A 19,272-nucleotide genomic window follows, 5' to 3' on the forward strand; every position below is an offset into this window, starting at 1 on the left:
CATTAATTTTATTAAACATATTAATAATTTATATATTTGACGAATCTTTTTCACCGCCGTAATTTGCTCATAACGGCACCAGAGTTAGTTTGTTCTGAACTAACTAACAAACCAATTAGGTGCTTCAAAACGAAAGTAAAGGTGAGCAAGATGGCTAGGCCAAAATCGTATTCAGAAGAAGAGTTAATCAATGTAGCTAGTGAGCTACTAAACAAGGGAATTGAACCTCGTGGCTGGCGCATACGGGAGATCCTAGGGCGAGGTAAAACCACTTCGTTTGATAAGGATATAAAACGTCTAACTGAAAGCGGTAAGCTTCCAATATACGTAAAACCAGCAATTTCAACCGAGGTTCTGCCAGCACGCAGCGAAACCGAACATGCACAGCTACCCATAGAGATCCAAGATGCATACAAGATCACGGAAGCAGAGCTTTCAGAGTCGATATACGCGCTTATTTTAAGGCTAAATGATATTACTGCATGTCATTATGAACAGCTAACTAGAACAAGACTTCAAAGTGCGATCAATGAGAAAGAAATCGCTCTTGAGGAGAAAAGGTTAGCTGAAGAGCAAGTCATTAAAACAGAAGAGCGCGTTCGCGCTCAGGTAGCGAATAATGAAGAGCTTGAACTTCAATGTGAAGAATTGGAACATCGATATTCTGAGCTTGAACAAGCTCAGGCTAATATTTCATCCGAATTGATGCAGTTAAAGCGCGACAACGTAAAACTGTGCGAGGATGTTAGGTTATCTGAAATCACTATTCAGGATCTTGAAGAACAAGTTCTTTCGCTCTCAACTGCTAATACAGTCCTAGATACTCAGCTCAACGAAAGGAACTTACAAAGCGCTAAGTTAAATGAGCGTTATTCAGATTTAGAAAACCAGCTCGATACGACGAAACAGCAGCTAACCATTGCAAACTCGCGATATGGCAGTATTCAAAATGCGTTAACCAAAGCGGAAGAAACAATATCGTCGTTACGTTTGGAGCTGTCAGAATCCATAACTAGGGCTAACGTAGCAGAACGCACCGCACTAATACTGGAGCGAGATAAAGCCAATCTAACAGCGCTTAATAATCAATTAATCACTGATAAAAAGAGTAATTTTCAGACTGCATAGAGAGACACAATGTCGCCATAAGGCATAAATTTAGTCATCGCGGCAGTCTGGTGAAACAGTCGTCAGTCAGTTCAATTGACCGTTCAGGTAGCAATTATCGTATTTGATACATCTATGACATTGATTTTATTGAAAGTTGCATGTGGTAGCCAAACAGATTAGTAGGTCTACTGCTATGTTCCTTAACTACCGTTCTTACTACTAAGCAATTAGAGAGAGTAGCCTATGCTTTGGGGTGGCGATGATTATGCGTACTAACCACTAGTGTTTAGCTTACTCATATGTAACCTGTTGAAAGAAAGGCTATTAGCTGATTAATGTTTGAGATAATATTTGAAAAATAATATTGATACTAATAGAGGTTTGCATGGCTGACTTGCGATTGATGTCTGGCGATTCTTTCGCTAGAAAACATGTTGTGTTCATTCATGGATTAGGTGGCAATGCTGAAACCACATGGCAATCAAGTGATTCAGAAAAAGTCTTTTGGCCTAAGTGGTTACATGAGGATATGGAAGATGTGTGTATATGGTCGATTGGTTACGAAGCTCCTAAACTAACTGTGCGAGATTCAGGAATGGGTCTCCTTGACAGAGCACAAAATGTACTTGAGACACTCTTAGTTGAGCAGCAACTAAGTGAAGGTGAGCTAATACTAGTAGGTCACAGTTTAGGCGGACTAATTATTAAACAGCTACTTAGATTAGCAAGCGATCAGAATGGGCGTAAGGGTGCGATTGAACTCATAAATAGAGTTACTGGTGTGGCGTTTTTAGGCTCACCTCATACTGGTGCAGATCTAGCGCAAACAGGTAACTCTCTTTTCGGGCAATTGTTTCTAAAGCTGTTCTTACATCAACCTTCTGCGGCAACTGCCTCATTAGAGCGTAATGATGCCACTCTACGTGATTTGAACACTTGGTATCGAGGATGGTGTCACGATAAGAACATTCGGCATTTAGTGTTAGTTGAAACCAAGCCATATTTAATATTTGGAAAGATTGTTAAGGCTGATAGCTCAGATCCAGGCTTAAAAGAGCGGGTAATTCCAATAGATGCTCATCATATTAATATTAGTAAACCATCTTCAAAACAAGACGATATATATAAGCATATCAAGAAGTTTGTGGCTGAAGATACACTATCCAAACAAGCTAGTTGGTTACGAGCTAATTTTGGGAAAGATTATAGTGGCTGGGAGGAGTATGGTAATTGGGCTAAATGCCCAAAGGGCATTGAGGAAGAATACATATTAGATCAAGCTTTGCGCCTTCACAATTCTTCCTCTAATGACTCAGAAGGGTTAGCTACAGTTGATGCATTAAATTTACTTCGAAATCGCTTACTTAAACCTGGCGCGTCTATTCGTTTAGTCGGGCTATCAGGTGTAGGTAAAACTCGCTTCGTACAAGCACTATTTGATGACAGAATCGGGGAAAATGCACTTGGTAAAGAGAGTGTATTCTATTCGGACATTAGCCTATCTCCTTCACCTACTCCACGGGTTTTAGTCGAACGGCTTGTCAGGGACGATATTCAGTCCATTATTGTAGTGGATAACTGTGCCCCTGACTTGCATCGTGAACTTACCAGTTTATGTAAATGTAACAGCAAAGCTAGAATCCTAACTATTGAATACGACGTTAGAGAAGATCAGCCAGAGGAAACTGAAGTTTATACTTTAGAGCCAAGTTCTAGTGAACTTATCGAAGCAATGATTTCATCAAGATTTCCTCATTTAAGTAAACAAACCACAAAGAAAATTGCTGATTTTTCAGGAGGTAATGCAAGAGTAGCCAATGCACTTTCCTGTACTGTTGAGAAAGATGAAAACATATCCAGATTAAAAGATGAAGAGTTGTTCAAAAGGCTGTTTCATCAGCGCCATGATTCAGATATTGGCTTAGAAAAAGCAGCCGAGGGGCTATCACTAGCTTATTCATTTCAGTTGGAATCTGAAGATGACTTTAGTGAAGAGCTAAAGTTACTCGGTGGGATAGTAATGCTTCCTCCTCATGAAATGTACAAGTTCGCTAAAGAGCTGAAACGACGAAACTTAGCGCAAGAACGTGGCATTTGGATGGCGATATTACCTCACCCTATTGCGAATAGACTAGCCCGTTTAGCATTGCAGAACGTACCACATTCAAATGTTGTCAAGTTCATAAACATCAATACACAACCAAGACTGCTGAAGTCATTTTCACGTCGTATTGGGTACCTTAATGATAGCGAAGAAGCTGTTAAGCTGGCATCATTTTGGCTAGAGGCTGATGGAGTAATAGATTTACTTTTTAAAAAAAGTAATGACGACTTATCGATCTCATTATTGGCCAATATCGCCCCAATTATTCCAAATGAAGTGCTCACCTATCTGGAGAAAAAAGCAAAATGTGATCCAGCTTTTTTAAGTAGAGAAAACCCTCACTACATATCAATTACAAGGCTTCTTCGTTCTCTAGCATATGAAGATTGCTTGTTCAGTCAATGCTTTGATCTGCTCTGTCATTTCGCATTATCTGAGAAAAAAGGAGAAAATAACAACTCAGTTAGAAGTTTACTTTGTAGTTTGTTTCAGCTTTATCTATCAGGTACACACGCTAAAGTGGAACGCCGAGTTAACTGCATTGGTAAACTCATAGATAGCACGAATGAAAGCGAAAGGGAACTGGGATATGAGTTACTCGATAGCTCGCTAAAGACTCACCATTTTTCATCAAGTTATGATTTTGATTTTGGTGCTAAATCAAGAGATTTTGGTTATGAGCCTCAAAGTCGAAAGGATGTTCTGTCTTGGTATCATGAACACTTATTGCTTATTCGAAATCTTGCTTCGTCAGCTAATGTTATTGATGAGCGGATCAAAGAGGTTTTTGCTAGTCATATTAGGGGGCTATGGAAAATAGCTGAACTACATAATGATCTCGAATACATATCAAAAAGCTTCTGTAGTAATGGGGGATGGGCACGAGGCTGGCTGACTTTAGGAGCAACATTGCGGTTTGATTCAGCATCAATGACGAAAGAGCACAAAAACCGACTTGAAATGCTTAGGGCAAACATTGCGGCTCAAGATCTAGATGGTCAAATGGAGCTATATGTATTTGCTGACAACCATGATTACTTCGGCCTTGATGAGCTAGATGAAGAAGGTGAAACGATAAAATGGGGCTATGAAAAAGCTCAAGAACTCGCTGAAGAATTAGGCACACATGTTGTTCAAGGACACTATAACTACCTTATAAGCAAATTAGCTCAGATTCTTACAACTATGAATACGAACAACCACCTATTTAGATTTGGTTATGGCGTTGCGAGCGGAATAGATGATATTGAAAAGGTATGGGGTGATATAGCCACCTGCCTAGAAAATCTAGATATCAAAAAAGTAAACTCGAACTTTGTCGGAGGTTTTGTTAGGTATGTTTACGACAATGACTCAGATAACGCACAATTAATTTTAGATTACTTATTAAACAGCGATAAACTAAATCAAATATACCCATTGGTGCAGTTTGATTGCCCTCTAGATGAAGCTGCTGTAGGTAGGCTCATCACATCGTTAAAAAATAATACTTCTCCGAGCTGGATGTACAGAAATATGGCATCTGGTAGGCGACATGAATCAATATGTGACCCTGATTTAATTACTATCTTGGATTTACTCTGGTTGCAACCAAGTGGGCACAGCGCAGTTATTGAATGTAGTGGTCAACTAAAATTGGCCACGGTTTTAGAGTTTTCCCAATATAATCGTTCTGACTCATTGGGAGTTAGACCACCGTTATACTGATGTGGCCTGAGTTGGCAGTAATATCCAATGATGTATCGAGTGATCTCTTGTTGAGCTTCTGCAAAGCTACGATAACCCACCGTTGGCACCCATTCCGTTTTCAGACTTCTAAAAAAGCGTTCCATCGGCGCATTATCCCAACAGTTTCCTCGGCGAGATAAACTCTGCTTTATTTGAAAACGCCACAGTAATTGGCGGTATTTACGACTGGTATAGTGACTACCTTGATCGCTATGGAACATGACACCTTTAGGCTTTCCACGAGACTCATAAGCCATCGAGAGAGCTTTGCCTGTTAGCTTAGAATCTGGTGATAACGACATCGACCAACCAATCACTTTGCGGGCAAAAAGATCGATAACAACCGCTAAATACATCCACCGATTACCCGTCCAAATATACGTAACATCGCCAGCCCAGACGTCATTTGGCGCGGTAACCGCAAACTGACGACCTAAGTGGTTTGGAATTTCAATATGTTCTTGTGAAGCCTTTCTGTAACGATGCTTTGGCTCTTGACAACTCACAAAACCAAGAGTTCTCATCAGCTTAGTCGCTCGGTAACGACTAAGCTTTATGCCCTGGTTTGTGACTATATCTGCAATGGTTCTCGCTCCTGCTGAGCCATTGCTTGCAGTATGGGCCTCGCTAACCAAGCTGCGAAGGTTTACTGTTTCAGCATTAATTACAGTTGGACGTTTAAGCCAATAGTTATAACTACTTCGATGAACATTGAAGACTTCGCATAATGTTTTTACGCTGTAGCTCTGCTTGAGTTTCTTGATGATCAAGAATTGTTCAGTGAGTCCGACATCAACAGAGCCGTGGCTTTTTTTAGTATTTCATTATGCTCTTCAAGGCGAGCCAGCTTCTTTTTTAGTTCCCGAATTTCTATTTGCTCAGGGGTCATAGGTGAAGCTTTCGGTGCTTTCCCTTGGCGCTCTTCTCTTAACTGGCGAACCCATTTATCCATCGTGGATTTACCTACATTCATGGCTTGGGCTGCTTCAGTCACTGAATAGTTTTGGTCTAGGACTAACTGCGCCGCTTCTAACTTAAATTCTGCGCTAAATAGTCGTCTTGTACGTTTTGTCATAATGTCACCTGTTAACTTATGAGGCGATGATATCACCTCTAACTAAGTGACCAAATTCACTATGCCACTACAGAAATACTAACCATGCGGTTCCATGGATTGGGGAAACAAGCCAGTTATGCTCCTAGTGTGGATTTGATTAAAAAATGCAGAGAGTTCTTACTGAAGCATGATTATAGCCGAGAACAACGAGACTCTGGTGGTCGAGATTATTCTTTGACACAGATAGCTAAAGTGTGTTTTTTGGAAGATGAAGCAGGGGAAGAAGCTAACACTCTTTTCAAAAAATTGTTTGAAGGCATAGCTACTTATAAAGTTTATGCTTTTGACTATGGGGAGTTTTTATCAACTTTAATCGAACTACAGCCGACCCAAGCCTTAGATGTATTTCTCAAAGATGACAATGTATCAGGTCAAATCGCAACGAGTCATTTATCTAGAGATACAAGCCCATTCTCTAAGCTTCCGATTGATAAAGCTATAGCGTGGTGCCAGGAATCACCAATATACAGATTTAAAACTCTTGCGTCGTCGATCACTCCATATGAGAAGATCGGTGATCATCTTAAACTAACCAACTTGGCGAAAGCTCTAATTAACAAAAGTCCAGAGCCGTCGTTAGTGATTGAAGCTTTCGAAATAAGTGCTATCCCAATGTCTTGGAGTGGTTCACGTGCATCCATAATTGAACAGAGAACTGAAATGTTTGAGGAGCTTCTTTTCCATGAAAAGCCTGATGTTGTAGAAAGTACCAAAATGATACTTAGCAAGCTAGAACAGGCAGTAGAACGAGAAAGGGCCGATGAAGAGTTACAGTCAAGACGATCAGACGAACGGTTTGAATGGTGATTTTAGAGGAATACTGGCTAACTTTTGTCTATTAGAGAGTTAGCTGTTATCCATTAGATTGTCATGGAGATTTAAGTGGTCAGGAAACGAAAAAAACAAGTTAGGCAAAATCAAACTATCAATCAGAAGAAATACATACCTTGGTATAAGAAGGTATGGGTTGTTGCTGCCGCAACAAGTGCATTTGTGTCTACCATCCTAATGCAAGGTCCGACAATGCTGCAAAATGCTCGAATATTGCCTAAAGAAATTAAAGAAACATCTGATCAGTTCCAATCTTGGGTTAAAGAAGATGAAGATTGGACTGGGCATTGGTCTTCTTTCCCTGAAGGCATGGTTGATATGGCAGATTTAGCTTTATCAGATGTTGATTTGGAAATAACTATACATGCGACCAATGGAAATATTGACGGGACTATAGCCACGAAGAAAATATGTAAATCAATCCCTGTTTTTGACTTTGTTTTATTACGAGGTAAAGTCAACGGAAATCAAGCAGAAGTAATAGCATGGGATATTATTGGTGGTAAGAAAACTGACTTTGCCTCACTTACTCTAGTTCGTGATGGATACATTATGCGAGTAACACCAAAGGAAGGTATCACTAGTTGGTTTCCTGCACAGGCAAGAATTGCTAGACGGCTTACTGATGCCAAAGACCCTCAGCCAGACTCCTCATATTGTGCCGAAGAGAAAAAAGAACTTTACAAACAATTTATTGATAAACAAAATGAACATGGCTAACAAGAGACTAAGGTTTCAAGATATTTACTCTAACACGTTGGAGATTACCCAGCGTGTATTGTGACCCCTAAACAATTCCGCCAAACCATAGACAAGGAAAGCCTACAGCCCGCTTGATAGCAGCACTAAGGTTAAACAACCTACCAATCGAAGAATGAAAGCCCTACAGGGCTTTCAAAATCAATCACAAGGTATATACCCTCAAGCCTCTATCAAGTTTCGATAGCAAGTCGGTGACATCCCATACTTTGCTCTAAATTTATTGCCGAAGTACGAGGAGCTGTTAAAACCACTGTTGTATGACACCTCACCAATCGATAATCTTGAAGTGACCAATAACTCTTTGGCATAGGCTAGCCTGATGTCTTGAATCAATGCGGTGAAGCAGGTTTGTTCTGATTTAAGTGTTCTATACAAACTGGATTCAGATAAGTAAACCTGAGCACATATGTCTTTTACTGACCAATCCTTACGAAGGTCTTTAACAACCAACTGTCTGATTTTAGGCACAACTCCTGCTTTATGGCCTTTGATCTCACACGTTCTAACCACTTCAAGCTTAAAATACTTATCAATTGCTCTGTTGATAAAACCACTATACTTGAGATCATATCTGATTAACTCGTTATGCGTATTAACATATTCAGCCAAAAGACCAGAGGTATACCAAGTTTTTGAAGACCCATCATAGTATCTGTATACCGTAATTTTTGCGCAATCGTTGCTATATAGAAAAATATGAATCGAAGTGTTTTTTGGAAGAACTATAGCTTCACCTGGTGAAATGTGAGCCACATGCCCCTTGAAAGAAATGATTCCTTGGCAATCAAAAGAAACTACGTGCTCCCTATGGAAGACTACCTTCGTTTGAAAATTATTCGCATTAAATAGCAGCAGTGATTTTGTTTTTATGATCATTCTTTATATCCTGCATTATCTCAGACCATTGCTTTGGAACAGAATAATAATATCCTTGTGATAAGGACCCCGTAGCCTTAACGATTTGGGCCTGTTCGTATGTTTCGACTCCCTCAAAGATCAAACCTTTTTTCGTAAACGGAGATAAAACATAGGTTAATGCCTTAGCAGACATGACATCTAAACTATTAAAATATAAGAAGCTCTTATCAATTTTTATGTAGTCCCAATTGATAGTGCCTAGTGACAAATTGGCTTGTTCGTTATTTGAATGGTAGTCATCGAGCCAGATCATCACTCCGTTGCTTTGTAGAGATTTAATGTTGTTAAGCGTTTGAATTGCCGATGTATAGCAATTTAGTTCATTTATCTCTAACGCAATTTTTGCTCCTTTAAATAGGAGAATACTTTGAACAAACTGGTCATCAGATAGACAAGACATATTGATGTTTAAGGATATCGTTGATTTGATTTTCAACGATTTTGCCACTTGTAATTGGCTTAAACAGACGCTCTTTACTGAGGAATCCCCTAATGATTTTGATAAAAATCATAAATTTAAGGTAGATGCACATCTTGTCATGTGATCAAATGGTTCTGAGAAAAATCAATAACCAGACAACAAGATGTGCGAACTCGATATTTTACACGACTCTCTTTACCAATTCTGCCCTGAATTGCACTTAAAACGACTCAACAGTTTAACGCTGGCTTGCCACGCATTACTTGAATGTAAAACGCTCACTCTTACCGAACTTGGTCGTAACCTGCCAACGAAAGCCAGAACAAAACATAACATCAAACGAATCGACAGATTGTTAGGTAATCGTCACTTGCACAAAGAGCGACTCGCTGTATACCGTTGGCATGCCAGCTTTATCTGTTCAGGTAATTCGATGCCCATTGTTCTTGTTGACTGGTCTGATATTCGTGAGCAAAAACGGCTTATGGTATTGCGGGCTTCGGTGGCACTACATGGTCGTTCTATTACTCTTTATGAGAAAGCCTTTCCGCTTTCAGAGCAATGTTCAAAGAAGGCTCATGACCAATTTCTAGCCGACCTTGCAAGCATTCTACCGAGTAACACTACACCGCTCATTGTCAGTGATGCTGGCTTTAAAGTGCCATGGTATAAATCCGTTGAAAAGCTAGGTTGGTACTGGTTAAGTCGAGTCAGAGGGAAAGTGCAATATGCAGATTTAGGTGCGGAAAACTGGCAACCTATCAGCAACTTACATAGCATATCCTCAAGTCGCTCAAAGACTTTAGGCTATAAGAGGTTGACTAAGAGCAACCCAATTTCATGTCAAATTGCACTGTATAAATCACGTCCTAAAGGCCGAAAAAATCAGCGTTCGACACGGACTAATTGTCATCATCCGTCACCTAAAATCTACTCCGCTTCGACAAAAGAACCATGGGTTTTAGCGACTAACTTGCCCGTTGAAATCCGAACACCAAAGCAACTTGTTAGGCTCTACTCGAAGCGTATGCAAATTGAAGAAACCTTCCGAGACTTGAAAAGCCCAGCCTACGGTTTAGGCCTCCGTCATAGCCGAACTAGCAGCTCAGAGCGCTTTGATATCATGCTGCTAATCGCCCTAATGCTTCAACTGACATTTTGGCTTGCTGGAGTTCATGGTCAGAAACAAGGTTGGGATAAGCACTTCCAAGCTAACACTGTCAAAAATCGAAATGTACTCTCAACAGTGCGCTTAGGGATGGAAGTTTTGCGGCATTCTGGCTACACAATAACGAGGGAAGACTTGCTCGCGGCTGCAACCCTGCTTGCTCAAAATCTATTCAAACATGGTTGTGCTTTGGGGAAATTATGAGGGGATCCCTCAGCGCTCTTTATGAACTCGTCATCTACGCTTTCAAAGAAATCTTGATTGCTATATATCTCACCTGATTGAGATGTAACCCGCGATAGAACTTCGTAATAAATAGTTCTTTTTGTTCTTGGTGAGTAAATTGGTTGAAACAAGTAGTTTATTGCAGCATAGTCATCATCTCTTGTTACAATAACGCCATCCATTCTATTTATAAAACTGTACATATCCCGACCCTACAAGCTAATTTTTAAACCTGTCAACGCCAGTTTAAATTTGACCCACTTATCGACGTTATCGCCGAAGTAAAACTGACCCACCCACGTTATTAACTCTTGTTTCCAGACAGACTTTCTAGAACCGCTGGTATGGTTCCAGCCGCTTTCTTTCCTCGTAGTCGATAGCTTTCACCACTGATCTGAACGATGTGTGAGTGATGAAGAAGTCGATCAAGCAGTGCTGCCGTTAACGTTGTATCGTCAGCGAACGCATTTGACCATTGAGAGAATGGCAAGTTACTGGTGACGATAATACTGCCTTGCTCATAGCGTTTAGCGATGACGTTAAAGAACAAGTTAGCTTCTTCTCTGCCGAATGGTAGATAGCCGATTTCATCCACGATAAGGAGCTTAGGGGCGAGCACACTTCGTCTTAAGTAGCTTTCAAGTTTGCCTTGAGCTTTCGCTGTAGACAGTTGAAGCATTAAATCTGCTGCTGTGATAAACCTTGTCTTTAAGCCTTTTTGTACCGCTATTTGGCCAAGGCTCACTGCAAGATGGCTCTTGCCGACACCACTTGGACCAAGTAGCACTACGTTTTCCTTTCGTTCGATGAACGCCAACCCTGTTAGCTCCTTGAGCTGTTTTCTTGGGGCGCCTGTCGCGAACGTGAAGTCATAGTCATCGAACGTTTTGTCCATAGGGAAGCTGGCGAACTTAGTTAGCGTTGCTCGTGTGCGCTCAGCTCTCGCTTCAAGCTCAGCGTTTAGAAGTGATTCTAAGTAATCAGCGAGACTCAACTCACGATTGTTAGCGACTTCTGCCAGTCTCGGCCATTCCTGCCCCATCACTTGTAACTTCAGCGTTGCACAGGCCGCTTCGATGCGATTCATTTGAAGGTTCATACTCGTACCTCCAATAGCGCGTCATACATTGATAGCGGGTGTTGGAAGCTCTCAACTGGCATGACATTATCAGTCAGTGTTAGCGGTGCTACTGAGCGTGTCGGCGACGGGAGAGATTGAAGTGTAAAACGTTCTTTGTCTAACAGAACTTGAGGCTTTGTGCCTGTCGTGCCGTGCGTCCGTTGATGAGCGACGGTTTCTAACCATGCGCCGATATGTCCATTGAGGACATCGGCTGTGATTTTCAGACCGTGTTGCTTGAGTGTAGCGGCAAGCGGAGTGACGAAGCTGCTTTTCAAGTAAGAGTTAAATCGCTCCACTTTTCCTTTAGTCTTTGCACGATAAGGACGACAAGCTCTTGGTTTGAAGTTGTATTTCTTGGCGGCGGTGAGCAGCATAGAGTTCCATCGGTGTTCGCCTTCACCATAAGCATCTCGCTCTATCATGATAGCTTTTGCATTATCGAACAGAACTTCTTTGGGTACGCCACCGAAGTATTCAAACGCTTCTTCAAGGCCTTCAACCCAGTCTTCTTGACGCTCTCGCTCACTAAAGCGAACGAAGGTCGCCCTGCTATAACCCAGCGTAGCTACGAAGGCTTTTACACGCACGCCGTGATGCGTGATGGTCGTGAAGTCGACTTGCATCTGTTCGCCAGGCAATGTCTCGAATCGAACCACGGGGTCGACAGGCGCACTTGGTTTGTATTGTTTGATGTGCTCCTTGAGCATCGTTATACCACCTTCGTAACCGAGTGTTCTTAACTCACGAAGTAAGACGGTTGCGGGTATCCAATATGGCTTTGCTGCTTCAATACGACCACGCAAGTAGTCATGATATGGCTGAAGTTTAGTTGGTCGGGATTGACGCTCTGGATACACGGGCGCTTTGCTTTTATCGCGGAGGTAAGTGCGAACGGTATTCCTTGAGATACCCAAGTCTTTGGCGATACGGCGGATGCTGCACCCTTGCTGATGTAAAACGCTGAGGGATCCCCTCATAATTTCCCCAAAGCACAACCATGTTTGAATAGATTTTGAGCAAGCAGGGTTGCAGCCGCGAGCAAGTCTTCCCTCGTTATTGTGTAGCCAGAATGCCGCAAAACTTCCATCCCTAAGCGCACTGTTGAGAGTACATTTCGATTTTTGACAGTGTTAGCTTGGAAGTGCTTATCCCAACCTTGTTTCTGACCATGAACTCCAGCAAGCCAAAATGTCAGTTGAAGCATTAGGGCGATTAGCAGCATGATATCAAAGCGCTCTGAGCTGCTAGTTCGGCTATGACGGAGGCCTAAACCGTAGGCTGGGCTTTTCAAGTCTCGGAAGGTTTCTTCAATTTGCATACGCTTCGAGTAGAGCCTAACAAGTTGCTTTGGTGTTCGGATTTCAACGGGCAAGTTAGTCGCTAAAACCCATGGTTCTTTTGTCGAAGCGGAGTAGATTTTAGGTGACGGATGATGACAATTAGTCCGTGTCGAACGCTGATTTTTTCGGCCTTTAGGACGTGATTTATACAGTGCAATTTGACATGAAATTGGGTTGCTCTTAGTCAACCTCTTATAGCCTAAAGTCTTTGAGCGACTTGAGGATATGCTATGTAAGTTGCTGATAGGTTGCCAGTTTTCCGCACCTAAATCTGCATATTGCACTTTCCCTCTGACTCGACTTAACCAGTACCAACCTAGCTTTTCAACGGATTTATACCATGGCACTTTAAAGCCAGCATCACTGACAATGAGCGGTGTAGTGTTACTCGGTAGAATGCTTGCAAGGTCGGCTAGAAATTGGTCATGAGCCTTCTTTGAACATTGCTCTGAAAGCGGAAAGGCTTTCTCATAAAGAGTAATAGAACGACCATGTAGTGCCACCGAAGCCCGCAATACCATAAGCCGTTTTTGCTCACGAATATCAGACCAGTCAACAAGAACAATGGGCATCGAATTACCTGAACAGATAAAGCTGGCATGCCAACGGTATACAGCGAGTCGCTCTTTGTGCAAGTGACGATTACCTAACAATCTGTCGATTCGTTTGATGTTATGTTTTGTTCTGGCTTTCGTTGGCAGGTTACGACCAAGTTCGGTAAGAGTGAGCGTTTTACATTCAAGTAATGCGTGGCAAGCCAGCGTTAAACTGTTGAGTCGTTTTAAGTGCAATTCAGGGCAGAATTGGTAAAGAGAGTCGTGTAAAATATCGAGTTCGCACATCTTGTTGTCTGGTTATTGATTTTTCTCAGAACCATTTGATCACATGACAAGATGTGCATCTACCTTAAATTTATGATTTTTATCAAAATCATTAGGGGATTCCTCAGTGTAAAACGTGTATTTCCACTAGTTGCTCCTGATTGATCATAATCCGCCGCTTTGTCCATTTACGAACGGATAGTTTGCCTCAGGTGGGTCAATTTTAAATCGGTGTTAGTGGGTCATTTTTACATCGGCGCTAACAAACCCATCAAAGTCATTTTATCGCCTGCAAAAAAACCGTTACTATTAATATAAATCCTTGTTATATCACTTGACGTAAGAGTGTTATTTTGTAGTGTTATCGACAATTAAATGACACATGATTTAGTGTTCATTCGACCAAGAACAAACAAATATTATCGACACGAAAGACACTGATTATTGATACCTATGGTATGAACAAAACTAGGTACTAATACAAATGGCACATATTTCGTGCCTTCGGAGTACACAAATTAGAGCACCGCAAGCGGTGCTCAGATAGCAATTGGATTTACTCAACCTGTATTGAGATTGACCATCCATTTCCTCGTGTTGTAACGCTCACGTCCAAACCATGGCTTTGTACAAAATCAATTAGTTGCAAAAGCTTTTCTTCCCTTTCGATCTCCTGAGAAAGCACACTGTAACCGAGCATTTCTTTGAACCCGTAGAACGAATCCACAACAGCATAGAGTTGATTCACATGCTGGATGTAATTCGCCACTGTTAATTCACTATTTCGCTTTAATGCCGTCTTTAGACGGTAGACAAGCCTTATGGCTTCTAGGCTAATGTCGCATGCGACTAGATTCGAGAAATCATAAACCTGCGTGAATTCAGCATGGTCTAGAGCACTTAATACAGACTTCAATTCAAAGTGAGCGAGCTTACGCATGGCTATCTCCTTCTAGAATAGGAAAGACATTCACCGCTTCTTGAAGCTTCTGCAAGTCAGTATTCTTACCATAGCGACCATAGGTAATGTTGGGGTGAGCATGACCAACGATTTCCGACACAACGTGCTCGGCAACCTCGGCCATTTTTAGCTCATCGATAAAGGTATGACGAAACGAGTAAGCTGTAGGTCGCTCCTTCGGTTTCATTCCGATAGCAGTTTGTACCTTGCCTAAGTGTGTTCTATAGCGGAAAGACCAATCATGGTTCTTACCGTGAGGTTTATAGTCGAATAGTTGCTTCAGGCGCTTACGGTTACGTTCTTCCACATATTCAATGAAACCAGAGTCCAATAACGCACGATGGACAGGAACTAAACGGTATGCATTTTTGGTTTTAAGACGTTGCCTCTCGTTAGAGTCAGAACAAGTGATGCAATAGATCCCTCCGACCTTCTTAACGTCTGTAGTCGATAACTGGCACGCTTCAGCGGGCCTCAAGCCATGGTAAATCTGTAATCTCGTTACCCAATCGAATTGCTTATCTCTGCTACGGTACTCACTAGAAGAAAGCAACGCTGTGAGTTCATCCAACGTCCATCGCGAGCGCTCTTCAGAAGCTTTTGAAGCTTTAGATTTAGGAGCTTTAACTGATTGAAATGGATTACTAGCAATCGTTTCTCGCTGCACACACCAGGTGAAAAACTGCCTTAGCGCTGCGAGGTAGTCCTTGATTGTCTTAGAACCCAGCCCCCGAGCTAATAGGCTATCTCGATATACCATGGCAGTTTTAGGCGTTATAGGAAGCTTTCGCTTTCTAACAAAGAAGATGAAGTCGGTACAACGCTGCTTAAGCTGAACAGAAGAAAGGTGAGTAATGTTTTCAAGGTTTTTCGAGCGAATAAAGTCATCTAGTTCATTTGCGAAGAACTTCGAGTCTTTCGAAGGCTGTTTAGGTAAGGCTTCGACAGGTGCTGGTGGCGGAGTTTCGACGGTAACTGGCGCATAATGAGGCTCCATCTTCGAACTCGTCTTAAACTCCTCGCGTACACGCTTTATCAACACCAGGAGAATGGCTTTAAACGTCTTGTACGGCATGTACTGATTGAGTGCTCTATCGAACAGAGAGCAGATAGCACTGGCTAAACGAGTGTTACGCTTAATCGCTTCACGGCGCGTTTTAGTAAGCAAAGAGAAGCGAACTTCCTTCGGATAGTCATGTGAGTTTTGTAGAAAAACAGGGGTGGCAATACGTGTGTAGTACACGCCAGAAGCCAGTTTTATCAAATACATATGTATCACCTATCTGTGTTAGGTGACTTTTCTATGCTTCAGATACGAAAAAAGCCTTTGATAATCAAAGGCTTTTTTCTAAGAATAAGTGGCGGAGAGATAGGGATTTGAACCCTAGGTGGGCTATAAACCCACGCCGGTTTTCAAGACCGGTGCTTTAAACCACTCAGCCATCTCTCCGTTGGGACGCATATTAGGTTCAGGTGCTGATGTTGTAAAGCACTATTTCACTCTAATGCGTTTAAGTGCTTAAAAAGCATTCAGGCTCGATTTTTGCTAGCTTTCATTTAGCGCTATATTGGCAGCCGACTAATGCTTGCCTCTCGTTTCTATGAAGCAAAAGCTCTAACCATTGACATGGCAATAAAATAGTGTTTTATTGCCATGCAGATGAAAAATAAAGATTTAATCACTTTGAGGCAACAGTTGTACGCCCGAAAGTAATTGCAGATATTTGTGAAGTGCTTCAAAATTACCAAATTAGCCTAGTCTATAGTCTGTTTCTGAGGTTTTTATGAAAGTCGCTGACTTGTTCAAACATCGTAGTGAGTCAAACTCGAAGCATCATTCTGAGTTTATGCAATGGATGTCACCTGCAGTACGTGAGTACTGGGGCGAGTTCATGCACAAAGCGAATAATCGTCATCTTTTTTCACGCTTGCGTGATTTACAGCAACCTGCCGTAAATGAAGAACACCCTCAGCCAAAACCGATTGAGCTTAAGGCCGACGCACAAATTTTATTTGATGAGTTAGAGACGAAACTCAACACTGTGATCCACACAGGTGAATGGATTGATGTCTCTCAAGAGCGTATCAATCAATTCGGTCAAATCACCGAAGATATGCAATGGATTCATACTGATCCAGAGCGTGCAGCACAAGAGTCTCCATTTAAAACCACGATTGCTCATGGCTTTTTGACACTCGCGTTACTACCAAAGATGACTGATAGCGTTGATCCTGAGAACAACTTGTTCCCTACCGCGAAAATGGTGGTTAACCTTGGTTTAAACCAAGTTCGTTTTCCTTACCCTGTTAAAGCGGGTAATCGTATTCGCGCGGTTAGCACACTTTCTAAAGTCACACCAATTAAGAAAGGCTTAGAGGTTGAGCGTGAAATCAAAGTTGAAATTGAAGGTATTCGCCGCCCTGGCGCTGTTGTTGTATCGGTGATTCAACTGCACTTCTAACCTCAAAATTTAAAGAAAGGAGAGCATATTTGCTCTCCTTTTTTATACAAAAATTTCTTATTTCACTGGCGTGTAGCCATATTCAACTATTTTTTGTTTTGCCTCTTGGCTTGCCAAATAAGTCACAAATGATTGCGTTTGTGGGTCTATCTTATCTGTTATGTAAAAAACAAGAAAAGGGCGTGCAAGTTCATATTTCCCTTCTGTCATATTTTTATTGCTTGGCTCTACCCCTTCAAATTGAATCGCTTTAACTGAATTATCAACCGATCCCATCGAGATAAATCCAATCGCTTGTGGATTGTGATTTACTAAGGTTTTCACCATGCTGTTGCTATTGGCGACCAGATTATCTTGGCTCATGTCTGATACCAGCTTGTCATCAACCACTTTGCTCAATCCAAGTAAGCTTTCAAAGCTAGATTGAGAGCCTGAAGAGGCTTCACGAGTGACTACTGCAATCGTCTGATCAACCCCACCAAGCTGTTTCCAGTTGGTAATTTTTCCTTTGTAGACATCAAACAGTTGGTCGCGGCTAATGTTGCTCACCGAATTTGCCGGGTTAACAATGACTGCCAGCCCGTCCATTGCGATTGTAGCAACCGTTAAGCTGTCGTTTTGCTCGCCATCGGTTAGGTAGCGAGAGCTCATGCCGAGTTCTGCCACACCATTTTTAACTAACGTAACCCCCGCAGTAGAGCCTATGCCTTGTACCGCTACATAAGAGTCAGGGTGAGTTTGATTAAAGCCTTCCGCTAGCACATCCATGACACGTGCTACCGAAGTAGAGCCTGAAATATTAATTTCGCTGGCGTGCGCAGAAAAAGTCACAGCAGAAATGGAACATAGCGCAGCTAACGCGAGTCGGATCATAGTGTTCTCCATAAAATAGTGCCGAGCCGATACATCGATACGATGCACAATCACGGCGAATCATAACCGAGCATAGAATAGGCTGATTTGATGACAATTTTGTGAAAGATGGGGCAGACGTGAACAATAGTAAGCCATACTATATCAACATGACTTCAAGATACGTTATAAACGGTTTTGAGGTGATAGGCCTAGAGCCAATGATTGTGGAATTAATTCGCTTCGGAGTAACTATGAGCTTAGTCAGTTTGTTGCAAAAACAAGTGGAAACTCGTGCAGAGGCGATATGTCGTCATCGCAACCAAAGTATGCCAACTGAATTAGGAAAAGCAGATTTTGAATCGATCCTTAATGGGGTGATTTTTTTCAATCAGCATTACTTACTCGACTCATCACATTTTGACTATACCTCACCCGTGGCGAAGGTATATTGGGATGAGAAAGCACAATCTTGGCTACTGTTTATGATTGATGATCAAAATGATGAACAGTGGCTCGCCTACCCTTATCTAAGTCAGAGTCAGGATCTAACCGCTATTATGCGTGAGATCGATAAAGATCCAAAAAATCTGTTTTGGTAGCGAACCGGTGACCATTTGCCACGATATAAGCATTTAGGCGATTGAATTCTTAGGCGTTGGAAACTAAAAAACCACTCGTCATCAGTTTGATGTTGTGTTCCAACAGCTGCTCTAAAAACTGATCGTTGAGTTCAATACCGTGGATTGCCAACATCGATGGTGGTGCTATGAAAGGAAACACCATCAGTGATAGATATGAGATACGGCACAAGTTTGGGTCCATTTCTGGTTTGATAACGCCATTGGCGAGTAGCTTATCAAATATGATGCTCTGCATTGGCTGAGTGATTTCCATCATCACCTTTTCCATTAACTTACGCTGTACACCTGACTCCGGCATGTGCATGACTTGGGCAAGCAAACGAGGAAATTGCGGAACTTTACGCATTTGCTGATAGTAAGTTCGCATGATATCGATGAAATTGGCTTGGCTGCTGTCGCGCCCTAACCGAATCAATTGCTGCTTCATTGGTTCTAAGGTTTCCCTTAGCATGGTTTCAAACAGTCCCTCTTTACTGCCAAAGTAATAACGGATCAAAGCGCTATCTACGCCGGCTTTCTGTGCAACTAATCGAATAGAGACTTTGTCGTAAGCCATGACAAGAAATAGCTCTCGTGCACTGGCAACCAATTTGTCCCGCGCGTTTATTTTCTGAGGAGGTCGCCCTGCTTTGCGCTGACTCATTTTGATTCCTTGATTAAGTGGCATCACGATATCGCAGCTTTA

At 41.9% G+C, this 19,272-nt stretch carries 17 protein-coding genes and 1 tRNA gene; 7 read left to right on the forward strand and 11 right to left on the reverse strand.

Annotated elements, in window-relative coordinates:
- The first annotated feature begins 150 nt into the window (after positions 1 to 150).
- Positions 151 to 1,128: a hypothetical protein gene (locus tag RJD38_RS15010; RefSeq protein ID WP_367971643.1), complete on the forward strand. Its 978-nt coding sequence runs from the start codon at positions 151 to 153 to the stop codon at positions 1,126 to 1,128.
- A 367-nt stretch (positions 1,129 to 1,495) separates the two neighbouring features.
- Positions 1,496 to 4,921 carry an esterase/lipase family protein gene (locus RJD38_RS15015; protein ID WP_367971644.1) on the forward strand — a complete coding sequence of 1,142 codons (3,426 nt, stop codon included), beginning with the start codon at positions 1,496 to 1,498 and terminating at the stop codon, positions 4,919 to 4,921.
- On the opposite strand, the gene RJD38_RS15020 is transcribed toward RJD38_RS15015, so the two are convergent.
- Positions 4,840 to 6,017, reverse strand: a protein-coding gene (locus RJD38_RS15020; protein ID WP_367971291.1) for an IS3 family transposase whose coding sequence is annotated in 2 segments (ribosomal slippage) — positions 4,840 to 5,759 and positions 5,759 to 6,017 — 1,179 coding nt in all. Because the reading frame shifts where the segments join, the coding sequence is not laid out codon by codon here. The genes RJD38_RS15015 and RJD38_RS15020 overlap by 82 nt on opposite strands.
- Before the next feature lie 84 nt (positions 6,018 to 6,101).
- Here RJD38_RS15020 and RJD38_RS15025 point away from each other — a divergent pair.
- Together RJD38_RS15025 and RJD38_RS15030 are read left to right on the forward strand one after the other, a co-directional pair.
- Entirely contained in the window at positions 6,102 to 6,866 is a 765-nt protein-coding gene (locus RJD38_RS15025) for a hypothetical protein (protein ID WP_367971645.1), read from the forward strand.
- A 75-nt stretch (positions 6,867 to 6,941) separates the two neighbouring features.
- Positions 6,942 to 7,610 carry a hypothetical protein gene (locus tag RJD38_RS15030; RefSeq protein WP_367971646.1) on the forward strand — a complete coding sequence of 223 codons (669 nt, stop codon included), beginning with the start codon at positions 6,942 to 6,944 and terminating at the stop codon, positions 7,608 to 7,610.
- Between the two features lie 201 nt (positions 7,611 to 7,811).
- Here the strand turns inward: RJD38_RS15030 and RJD38_RS15035 are convergent, their stop codons facing one another.
- Both RJD38_RS15035 and RJD38_RS15040 read right to left on the reverse strand, forming a co-directional pair.
- Positions 7,812 to 8,528: a helix-turn-helix transcriptional regulator gene (locus RJD38_RS15035; protein ID WP_367971647.1), complete on the reverse strand. Its 717-nt coding sequence runs from the start codon at positions 8,526 to 8,528 to the stop codon at positions 7,812 to 7,814.
- Positions 8,494 to 9,006: an EAL domain-containing protein gene (locus RJD38_RS15040; protein WP_367971648.1), complete on the reverse strand. Its 513-nt coding sequence runs from the start codon at positions 9,004 to 9,006 to the stop codon at positions 8,494 to 8,496. Before RJD38_RS15040 ends, RJD38_RS15035 begins: the two co-directional genes overlap by 35 nt.
- Before the next feature lie 148 nt (positions 9,007 to 9,154).
- Here RJD38_RS15040 and RJD38_RS15045 point away from each other — a divergent pair, with 148 nt between their 5' ends.
- Complete coding sequence (locus tag RJD38_RS15045) at positions 9,155 to 10,363, forward strand: IS4 family transposase (RefSeq protein ID WP_032073033.1); 1,209 nt, start codon at positions 9,155 to 9,157, stop codon at positions 10,361 to 10,363.
- Positions 10,364 to 10,688: 325 nt separating this feature from the next.
- On the opposite strand, the gene istB is transcribed toward RJD38_RS15045, so the two are convergent.
- From istB to RJD38_RS15075, 6 genes are all read right to left on the reverse strand, one after another.
- Entirely contained in the window at positions 10,689 to 11,483 is a 795-nt protein-coding gene (gene istB / locus RJD38_RS15050; RefSeq protein ID WP_367971649.1) for an IS21-like element helper ATPase IstB, read from the reverse strand.
- Positions 11,480 to 12,484: an IS21 family transposase gene (gene istA / locus RJD38_RS15055; RefSeq protein WP_367971650.1), complete on the reverse strand. Its 1,005-nt coding sequence runs from the start codon at positions 12,482 to 12,484 to the stop codon at positions 11,480 to 11,482. The genes istB and istA overlap by 4 nt, the downstream gene beginning before the upstream one ends.
- Positions 12,481 to 13,689 (reverse strand): IS4 family transposase, encoded by a 1,209-nt coding sequence (locus RJD38_RS15060; protein WP_032073033.1) that lies wholly within the window; start codon positions 13,687 to 13,689, stop codon positions 12,481 to 12,483. Before RJD38_RS15060 ends, istA begins: the two co-directional genes overlap by 4 nt.
- Positions 13,690 to 14,224: 535 nt before the next feature.
- Complete coding sequence (locus RJD38_RS15065) at positions 14,225 to 14,608, reverse strand: hypothetical protein (protein WP_367971651.1); 384 nt, start codon at positions 14,606 to 14,608, stop codon at positions 14,225 to 14,227.
- Positions 14,601 to 15,899 (reverse strand): tyrosine-type recombinase/integrase, encoded by a 1,299-nt coding sequence (locus RJD38_RS15070; protein ID WP_367971652.1) that lies wholly within the window; start codon positions 15,897 to 15,899, stop codon positions 14,601 to 14,603. Before RJD38_RS15070 ends, RJD38_RS15065 begins: the two co-directional genes overlap by 8 nt.
- A gap of 89 nt (positions 15,900 to 15,988) precedes the next feature.
- Positions 15,989 to 16,079, reverse strand: a tRNA-Ser gene (locus RJD38_RS15075).
- Positions 16,080 to 16,413: 334 nt separating this feature from the next.
- On the opposite strand from RJD38_RS15075, the gene RJD38_RS15080 reads away from it, so the two are divergent.
- Positions 16,414 to 17,091, forward strand: a complete 678-nt coding sequence (locus RJD38_RS15080) for a MaoC family dehydratase (protein ID WP_268674249.1) — start codon at positions 16,414 to 16,416, stop codon at positions 17,089 to 17,091.
- A 57-nt stretch (positions 17,092 to 17,148) separates the two neighbouring features.
- Here the strand turns inward: RJD38_RS15080 and RJD38_RS15085 are convergent, their stop codons facing one another.
- Complete coding sequence (locus tag RJD38_RS15085; protein WP_065431937.1) at positions 17,149 to 17,964, reverse strand: phosphate ABC transporter substrate-binding protein; 816 nt, start codon at positions 17,962 to 17,964, stop codon at positions 17,149 to 17,151.
- Between the two features lie 233 nt (positions 17,965 to 18,197).
- Here RJD38_RS15085 and RJD38_RS15090 point away from each other — a divergent pair, with 233 nt between their 5' ends.
- Positions 18,198 to 18,545: a DUF3024 domain-containing protein gene (locus tag RJD38_RS15090; RefSeq protein WP_009386557.1), complete on the forward strand. Its 348-nt coding sequence runs from the start codon at positions 18,198 to 18,200 to the stop codon at positions 18,543 to 18,545.
- A gap of 49 nt (positions 18,546 to 18,594) precedes the next feature.
- On the opposite strand, the gene RJD38_RS15095 is transcribed toward RJD38_RS15090, so the two are convergent.
- The gene (locus tag RJD38_RS15095; protein WP_406853332.1) at positions 18,595 to 19,230 is read right to left on the reverse strand and encodes a TetR/AcrR family transcriptional regulator; all 636 of its coding nucleotides are present in this window, start codon (positions 19,228 to 19,230) and stop codon (positions 18,595 to 18,597) included.
- Positions 19,231 to 19,272 lie beyond the last annotated feature (42 nt).

Origin of the sequence: Vibrio scophthalmi (assembly GCF_040869025.1) — a bacterium.
GTDB lineage: Bacteria > Pseudomonadota > Gammaproteobacteria > Enterobacterales > Vibrionaceae > Vibrio > Vibrio scophthalmi.

Bases quoted from the DNA above. Each gene is read 5' to 3' on its own strand.
- RJD38_RS15010 (WP_367971643.1), top strand. From the start codon at position 151: ATGGCTAGGCCAAAATCGTATTCAGAAGAAGAGTTAATCAATGTAGCT.
- RJD38_RS15015 (WP_367971644.1), top strand. From the start codon at position 1,496: ATGGCTGACTTGCGATTGATGTCTGGCGATTCTTTCGCTAGAAAACAT.
- RJD38_RS15025 (WP_367971645.1), top strand. From the start codon at position 6,102: ATGCGGTTCCATGGATTGGGGAAACAAGCCAGTTATGCTCCTAGTGTG.
- RJD38_RS15035 (WP_367971647.1), bottom strand. From the start codon at position 8,528: ATGATCATAAAAACAAAATCACTGCTGCTATTTAATGCGAATAATTTT.
- RJD38_RS15045 (WP_032073033.1), top strand. From the start codon at position 9,155: ATGTGCGAACTCGATATTTTACACGACTCTCTTTACCAATTCTGCCCT.
- istB (WP_367971649.1), bottom strand. From the start codon at position 11,483: ATGAACCTTCAAATGAATCGCATCGAAGCGGCCTGTGCAACGCTGAAG.
- istA (WP_367971650.1), bottom strand. From the start codon at position 12,484: ATGAGGGGATCCCTCAGCGTTTTACATCAGCAAGGGTGCAGCATCCGC.
- RJD38_RS15060 (WP_032073033.1), bottom strand. From the start codon at position 13,689: ATGTGCGAACTCGATATTTTACACGACTCTCTTTACCAATTCTGCCCT.
- RJD38_RS15065 (WP_367971651.1), bottom strand. From the start codon at position 14,608: ATGCGTAAGCTCGCTCACTTTGAATTGAAGTCTGTATTAAGTGCTCTA.
- RJD38_RS15070 (WP_367971652.1), bottom strand. From the start codon at position 15,899: ATGTATTTGATAAAACTGGCTTCTGGCGTGTACTACACACGTATTGCC.
- RJD38_RS15080 (WP_268674249.1), top strand. From the start codon at position 16,414: ATGAAAGTCGCTGACTTGTTCAAACATCGTAGTGAGTCAAACTCGAAG.
- RJD38_RS15085 (WP_065431937.1), bottom strand. From the start codon at position 17,964: ATGATCCGACTCGCGTTAGCTGCGCTATGTTCCATTTCTGCTGTGACT.
- RJD38_RS15090 (WP_009386557.1), top strand. From the start codon at position 18,198: ATGAGCTTAGTCAGTTTGTTGCAAAAACAAGTGGAAACTCGTGCAGAG.
- RJD38_RS15095 (WP_406853332.1), bottom strand. From the start codon at position 19,230: ATGAGTCAGCGCAAAGCAGGGCGACCTCCTCAGAAAATAAACGCGCGG.